Source organism: Acinetobacter sp. YH16056_T (assembly GCF_024605895.1).
Lineage (GTDB): Bacteria > Pseudomonadota > Gammaproteobacteria > Pseudomonadales > Moraxellaceae > Acinetobacter > Acinetobacter amyesii.
In genome coordinates this window covers 1-6,694 of record NZ_CP094550.1, presented here as the reverse complement: position 1 = coordinate 6,694, position 6,694 = coordinate 1, and the positions used below count along the sequence as shown (strand labels likewise).

Annotated in this window: 6 protein-coding genes; all 6 read right to left on the bottom strand. The window is 36.6% G+C overall.

The features are described 5' to 3' along the window. Positions 1–310: 310 nt before the first annotated feature. The 6 genes from MST17_RS17025 to MST17_RS17000 all read right to left on the bottom strand — a co-directional run bounded on the left by MST17_RS17025 (position 311) and on the right by MST17_RS17000 (position 6,308). A complete protein-coding gene (locus MST17_RS17025; protein WP_159124544.1) occupies positions 311–1,246 on the bottom strand; it encodes a replication initiation protein in 936 nt (311 codons plus the stop codon). 635 nt (positions 1,247–1,881) lie between these two features. After that, positions 1,882–4,413 (bottom strand): relaxase/mobilization nuclease domain-containing protein, encoded by a 2,532-nt coding sequence (locus tag MST17_RS17020; RefSeq protein WP_218948141.1) that lies wholly within the window; start codon positions 4,411–4,413, stop codon positions 1,882–1,884. After that, positions 4,397–4,885, bottom strand: a complete 489-nt coding sequence (gene mobC / locus MST17_RS17015; protein ID WP_159124546.1) for a plasmid mobilization relaxosome protein MobC — start codon at positions 4,883–4,885, stop codon at positions 4,397–4,399. The genes MST17_RS17020 and mobC overlap by 17 nt, the downstream gene beginning before the upstream one ends. Before the next feature lie 309 nt (positions 4,886–5,194). Beyond that, positions 5,195–5,614, bottom strand: coding sequence for a hypothetical protein (locus MST17_RS17010; protein WP_159124550.1), 420 nt, complete (start codon positions 5,612–5,614; stop codon positions 5,195–5,197). Between the two features lie 126 nt (positions 5,615–5,740). Then, the gene (locus MST17_RS17005) at positions 5,741–6,022 is read right to left on the bottom strand and encodes a type II toxin-antitoxin system YafQ family toxin (protein WP_159124547.1); all 282 of its coding nucleotides are present in this window, start codon (positions 6,020–6,022) and stop codon (positions 5,741–5,743) included. Further along, positions 6,015–6,308 (bottom strand): type II toxin-antitoxin system RelB/DinJ family antitoxin, encoded by a 294-nt coding sequence (locus tag MST17_RS17000; RefSeq protein WP_159124548.1) that lies wholly within the window; start codon positions 6,306–6,308, stop codon positions 6,015–6,017. The genes MST17_RS17005 and MST17_RS17000 overlap by 8 nt, the downstream gene beginning before the upstream one ends. Between the last annotated feature and the right edge of the window lie 386 nt (positions 6,309–6,694).

Sequence of the window (6,694 nt, the reverse complement as noted above, 5' to 3'; positions counted from 1 at the left end):
ATCATCAATGTATAGCTTTAATTTCCTGTTGGAAAGCCATGAAACATCCATTGTATTCCCCATAAGATTACTAAGATAAGGATCACCCAAACCATAATCTTTAAATTATACATTCTGTAAGTTTTCCTAAAATTAACATAATACGCGTTATACGAAATGCTTCTTTTTATTTCATATAAATCATAGTTTTATCGTATAGCAAAAAGCCCAACCCTCTCCGATTGGGCTTTTTTAATGATTGTTCACGTTCCACGCTTAGTATTTAAGCAATGTTTCACGGGATTTGTTAGCTCATATGGATAATCTGATTTTATGGTTTGAAATCCGTTTTTTGATGTAGAGCCTTCAAAATTCGTTTAGCCGTTTCTTCCCTTACACTTTTTGGATCTCGTAAAATCCCACTAATCCAAATCGCAAAAGTAGGATAGTCAGGAAAATTACTTAGATCAGAAAGTTCAGAAAGTTTAGATAGAATAGTGCTGTATTTATTAATTTGGGGATCTGACATATTACAAAATAGCTCTACTGTCTTTGTCTCTCTCTCGGGTGCTATGAGTTTTGGCTTAGGCTTCTCTTTCACAATAAACTTGAAACCAACCACAGACCGTCCTTGTTTAACGTTTTCATAAGTGAGTTCAATGTCTGTATTAGCTGTAATTTCATCTAATGAAGGCTTAATTACACGGTCTTTTAAATTACATAGCTTGTCGTAGGACTTTGGCAAACCTAACTCAGTTTTTATATGCTCTAAGGACATTTCAAATTGTCCCATAGCTTGATATTTTTTTGCTAAATGATATAGGTCGAACGAGTAGTCTTTTTTCAGACTGAGTACGATGTCTTTCTTGTACTTAGTGTATGGATTTAATTTGTCGAACTCTTTGAGCATCAAAAGAACTTCCTCTGGGAAGCATATGGATATTGAACCATTCTCATATATTGCTCTAATGACCCAGTTACAGTAGGTTTTTTTCTTATTATCACCATAGGAAAAATAACGTCTTAACAGGTTTTTACTCGCTTCTTCCATTTGCGAATACGCTGAGTTGGTTTTTATACCGCATTCTTTTGCAAAGCTCTCTGATGTTATGGTGATTGCATCTTTTTCAGTTGCATCAATTATCCGAGCTATAGGACTAGCAAGAATTAATAAGCGTTTTTCATCAATACTCATGCTTTTAAAGCACTCTTGAATCGTATTCTGCATAACAACCCAAGATACAGGGTATGTTTTTTTATAATCCATGAAACTACATTCCGCAAGAAGTAGTTTTTTATATCATATTGATTTATTTTTGCACACGATTTTTGTAGTTTTTAACATAAAACTACATTAAATATAGTGTAGTTTAGTTCATGCCATTTGTAGTTTCTAATCATGCCATTTGTAGTTTCTAATGTGCCAAAATCATGCCATTTGTAGTTTAGTTCATGCCATTTGTAGTTTTTTAAAGTCTGAAAGCCTTGCTATATGTGGTCTGGAAGGGTGTCTAAAAGTATTTAAAAGCTTTTTAAAAGAATAAAAGAGAATTAAAGGCAAAATCAAAAGCTATGGCACTCGCTTCGCTCGTGTCGTTTCAAAAGCAAAACCAAGAGCAAAAAGATTGATAATGCATTCGCTATGCTCATGCTTTTTTAAGATCAAAAGCCCCAAAGTTCGCACCCATTCGGGATGCTCTGTACTTACCGTTTTAGATTAAAAGGGAGTTTGTAATCAGGGAAAAGGCGTTGCTGAAATTTTTATGATGCTCAATCGCTCGTAGACACTCGCTTGGTTTAAACCTGTGAGGTTCAAAAAGAAAAAAACAAAGCGAACGGAGTGTGAGTGACATAAAGATAAATCGCTCATTCCCCCTCTGATTACTGTTTTGCTGAATTAGATTAAAAATCTAATTCAAAATCATTTTTAGGTTTTGGTTTATGCTCAGGTTCATAAGTTTGTTGAGAAGTATTCTGTCTAGGCAATGGATTTTTAATTTCGTAAATATCACTTTTAATAGTCTCAAAACTCTTTAAACACGCTTGATATGATTCTCTTTGCTGTTTCAAATGGTCGTTTTGAGGCTCTAAAATCTTCTCACATTTCAGATATTTCAGCATTTGATTGTCATTTTTGATCATTTTCTCAAATTTATCGTATTCCCATTCGTGGATATTTGAACGTGCACGGCTAATGTACGTTTCTAAATTTTTAGATTTTTTCTGTATGTAATCAATCAATTGTAGTGGGTTTTTATTGTTATAGGCCTCCTGTTGCTTGTCGCATAGTTCTTTGTGATAACCAACGTAATCGGGGTAATAACCGTCACTTCGCAAGTAACTGAAATTCGTAGCCGGTTTTGGCTTGAGTCGAATTTCCGCTACTGTGGTTTCTAGTCGTTCAAGTTGTTGATTAACGCTATTAATCTTTCTACAGTTTCCCCAAGCGTATTGATCTGCTTGCTTTGCGTCTCCAAATCTTCGTAAAAGTTGTTGGGTACTTTCAATTGCAAGATTTTCGAGAGTGCTTTCTCGATGTCCGCCTGCTGTGTGCCAATTGTCATTTGAATGGGTCTTAATTCTATCTTCACCAAGTCGCTGACAATGCTGTTTAAATCCAGTTGATTTAATGCTCTCGCTAATTGCGTTTGTAATTGGGTCTTCAAGTTTTCTTGAAATGCTTGCTGTAACTGCTCCGAAAAGTTGCCCTGCTCTAGCTTTGAAAGCTCTGCTTTCAGTGTCAAAATTAAGGCTTGCTGTGCTTCTTTCTCTGTATTCAGATTGCTGATTTTGCTCTTTAGACTCAGCTCGACTTCGCTGTAGTCGCTCAAAATGGTCTTTAATGAATCGATTTGTTGACTCAAAACCTTGTTTTGCTCGGCTAACAAGTTGTTTTGTTGCATCAATAAGCTGTTTTGCTCTGTCAAAAATTGGTCGATTTCGGTCTGCATGATCTAGTTCCGTATTTGTTTCAAGTAGTTGATCTGGTTTGTAATCACTTGTGAATTCTGTTGAATCATTTGCTCTTGTGCTTTGATTGTTTTTAAATTTGTATTGGCTTGATAGCCTAGATATAAAATTATTAAAAGAATCAGCAGTCCAAAAGCTATCATCCCCCATAGGATGTGTGTTGCTCTCTGGTTGCCCAATTTTTCCGTCAAAAGGCTCTGCAACTGACTCTCTATTGTCTCTCTCTGCCCCTCTATCGCTTGCTGTACTTGGTGTTGAATGCTGTTCTGCAGGAGCTTTTCGTCGATTCTGAGGCTCTGCAACTGCTTGTTGACTTGAGCCTGTAGAGCGTGAATTGAGGTTGAAAACGAATCTATGCTCGATTTCACTTTTGATATTTCCGATAGGTCTATATTCGCTAACTGCGTTTGCAGTGCGTCTATTTGCTCCGTATAGCTCGCTGTTAGCGATTTTATGGCTTTGGGTGATAGATTCCCTATTTCGGTCAAAATCGCTCTGAGATGCGATTTTATGGCCGATGTTGTCTGCTGTACTTCGTTTAAAAGTATAGTGCTGTTGGTGATAGGTCTCTCGCTTTGCTCGATAGTCATCTCGAACGTTTTCAGCGTTTCGGAGAGCTGTTGCAAGCTCTGCTGTAGTTGGTCGGCTTTCTGCTGCTGCTCTGAGATGCTCTGAATAAGCGTTAATTTCGAATTGTTCATGATAAAAGTCGCCTCTAAGTCGATGTCTTTTGCCACTTTTCAAAGTGGCAGTTAAGTATTCTTTACTTTGTTTGACCGATGCGATTCCTTCCAGTTGCTCAATACACTGGACAATATCTGCTCTGTTTTTTACTGTCAGAGTCCTTAAAAATGTTTGTACGTAGTTATCAACGAGCTTGCCAAACTGCTTTTTTGTAAGCGCCTCAAGATCTTGACCTGTAAAAATATTTTTAGCTTGAGCGTTGAGTTTTGCGACATAGTTTGGCTCTTGTGTCGTTTTCATCAAAAGCAGATCATCGGGGCGTGACCACTGGTACTTTGTGTTGAAGTAATCACGTAAAGAATCAAAATGCTTTTCATGGCCGGGTGGGGCAATATTGAGTGATTTACCGCTTTGAATATCTAGGCGTGGTGCTAGAACGTGGATATGCTTCGAGCCGTCATCGTCTGTGTGAAGCACGGCAAAAAGGTGGTACTGTGAGGGATCTAGTCCCGAAAAAGCATGCTTTTCAAACTCGTCTAAGACTTCTTTTATTTGTTCATCTGTCGGACTGTCTTCTTTTGACCATGCGATCACGCCACTGGTGTACTTCCACAAATGTGGACTTGAGTCACAGATGGCGTTAAATGTAGTCGCATCACCACGCAAAACATCAACACCTGCCCGAACATTGCCAAGATGATCGAACTTATCTAAAACATACGCTGAAGCGTGTGCGGCCGATCCTTTGCCGTGATTTAAAAATTTAATATGCACTTTCATCCTCCTCAGCAAGCTGTATCGAAGACAATTGCTTTTTAAGCCTTTCAGGGCTTTGTCTGCTGATTTTCGGAAGTGCAGGAAATACTTGTTCTAACTCGGTTTGAATGCCTTTTAAAACTGAAAAAATGCTGAAAATATCTAACTTGCGTTGCTCTTGCGGATCAGCATTTTTGATGATGTTCAATGCTCGTGCAATTTGGTTTAAGTTGTTCCCGATTTTGGATAGCTCAAGCAGTAAAGCAGGATCTGTTTTTTGATAGCGTTTAACCACTTCAATCACTGTTTTAACTTTGAGTCTAGGCTTCCTTTCATATTCTTCTGGTCGTCTTACGGTTACAGCATCTTGCATGATTTCCCTTTGAATTAAAGAGAGAATGAAGTCTGTAAAATTCGTGTTCTCTTTTTCGAGGTGCTGCTCAAGTTGTTCTAGCTGTAACTCTGTGAGTCTGAAAATTTTAGTTTTATTTCGCATATACACATCCCACTAACAGGCTTTTGGTTTTGCTTTTAAGTCAACTTTGTTGACTTGCCCATCTTGATGGGCTTGGGGTCTTAGGGGTTTCCCCTAACAAGTCCCTGTATATCAAAATTCGAAGAATTTTGTATATACAGGTAGGCTTGCTTATCTTATTTAGTCATCTAATAGTATTCTACTATATCGTGAAAGATTTATATAAAAAGATCAAAAAAAGGGTTTATCAGCTAATAATACCTAAATTTGTATATGAGTTTTTATGTTGAAATTATGATGGAAATGGGGACTGGCTCATTTACATAACTTTTAAAGGGGAGAAGCAATCCAATAGCCGTAGGTAGAACAAACTTCAGGAATAAAGCGAGTAACAGATTTTGGTATTACTGATGACGGCCCTCCACTAAGGATAATTTCATTACCTATAAAAACTTTATGATTATTAAATTTATTGGTGATGCTAATCCTACCGTCCTTTGTATATTCTAACTCATGATTATTAGCCCAAATAATAAATGAACCGGTATCACTACCAAGCCGAATACAACCATAAGGATCTACATGCAATTTCCCACCAGTAATGGTTACTCTTGAACCAGAATTAGCATGTTTAATAAAAATGATAGGTTTTACTGACTCTATGGAGTTAGATACGGGTTGGGACTTCGCTATACAACCAGTAAGCAATGTAATAATTATAAAAATTTGAGCTAAATTTTTTATTCTCATATTGAACTCTTTGAAGGCTATGCAATGCTTAGCTTCTTTTCAAACTTTCTTATCGTGCAACTAGCGTAAAGTAGCTCGATGCTTTGAAACATGGCTAAAGCCATATTTCAAAGCATCGAGCTAAAATTAGCCAAAAATCTCTGAATGGCTATCTAACTGGTGTAACTCTAAAATGTCATCCCCTACGAGCCTGTAAATCAAGACTAAATCAGGTTTAACGTGACAATCTCGACAATTCTTAAACTCAGCACCACCTTTTAATGGGTGATCTAGGTATTTTTCAGGCAATGGACTATTAGCAACTAAACAGTCCAGTACCTCAGCCCATTCAGCCGTAACTAAATCTAAGTAACGTCTTTTAATATTTCGTTTAAATGAGTTGGTTACGATGATCTTTCGTTTAGCCATGAGCTTCATCCGACATGGCTTTGATTGCTTCTTCTACTGTTTCGTACTCGGTGTACTCCCCATTTTCAATCTCTTTAAGAGATTGAAGCAACTTTGCTACTGCTGTTGGGGTCAGAGTTGGTTCTTTCGCATAGTCAAAAGCTAATGGAACAGTTCTTGTTTTCACCACCTGATTTAAAAAAAGTTTAAATGCTTGTGGCATTGTTAAACCATATTCTTCAAAAATATGATTTGCATTATCCCTCAAGTCTTCTTCTAAACGCATATTAAAATTGACTGCGGACATGGTTAATTCCTCTAAAAACCAATAATGTAAAGACAATATAAGTCATTATCTTTACATTTTCATTACTTTTGATGTAATAAATGGTTTCTAATCGCTAAATTTCGTATAATCGCCATTATGTTAAATGAAGCGAATTTATTCAAAAATTTATTCGATTTGAGTAATTTTAATAATAGTTAAATTTTAAAGAATCATATTTAAATATCAAATTAACAATAAAGTTGGAATTTTCTTATGTTCTTAAAAAAAATAGTTCTAATTAGTACAATAATAACTAGTAGTCTTGCTCTTGCATATGATCCTACAACGCCTTCATATTATTTAACGAAAGAATTGTGTGCAGAATATTATGCAGACTGTATTGATGTCTATGGGTCTGCTGGTAG

Bases quoted from the DNA above. Each gene is read 5' to 3' on its own strand.
- mobC (WP_159124546.1), bottom strand. From the start codon at position 4,885: ATGCGAAATAAAACTAAAATTTTCAGACTCACAGAGTTACAGCTAGAA.
- MST17_RS17025 (WP_159124544.1), bottom strand. From the start codon at position 1,246: ATGGATTATAAAAAAACATACCCTGTATCTTGGGTTGTTATGCAGAAT.
- MST17_RS17005 (WP_159124547.1), bottom strand. From the start codon at position 6,022: ATGGCTAAACGAAAGATCATCGTAACCAACTCATTTAAACGAAATATT.
- MST17_RS17020 (WP_218948141.1), bottom strand. From the start codon at position 4,413: ATGAAAGTGCATATTAAATTTTTAAATCACGGCAAAGGATCGGCCGCA.
- MST17_RS17000 (WP_159124548.1), bottom strand. From the start codon at position 6,308: ATGTCCGCAGTCAATTTTAATATGCGTTTAGAAGAAGACTTGAGGGAT.
- MST17_RS17010 (WP_159124550.1), bottom strand. From the start codon at position 5,614: ATGAGAATAAAAAATTTAGCTCAAATTTTTATAATTATTACATTGCTT.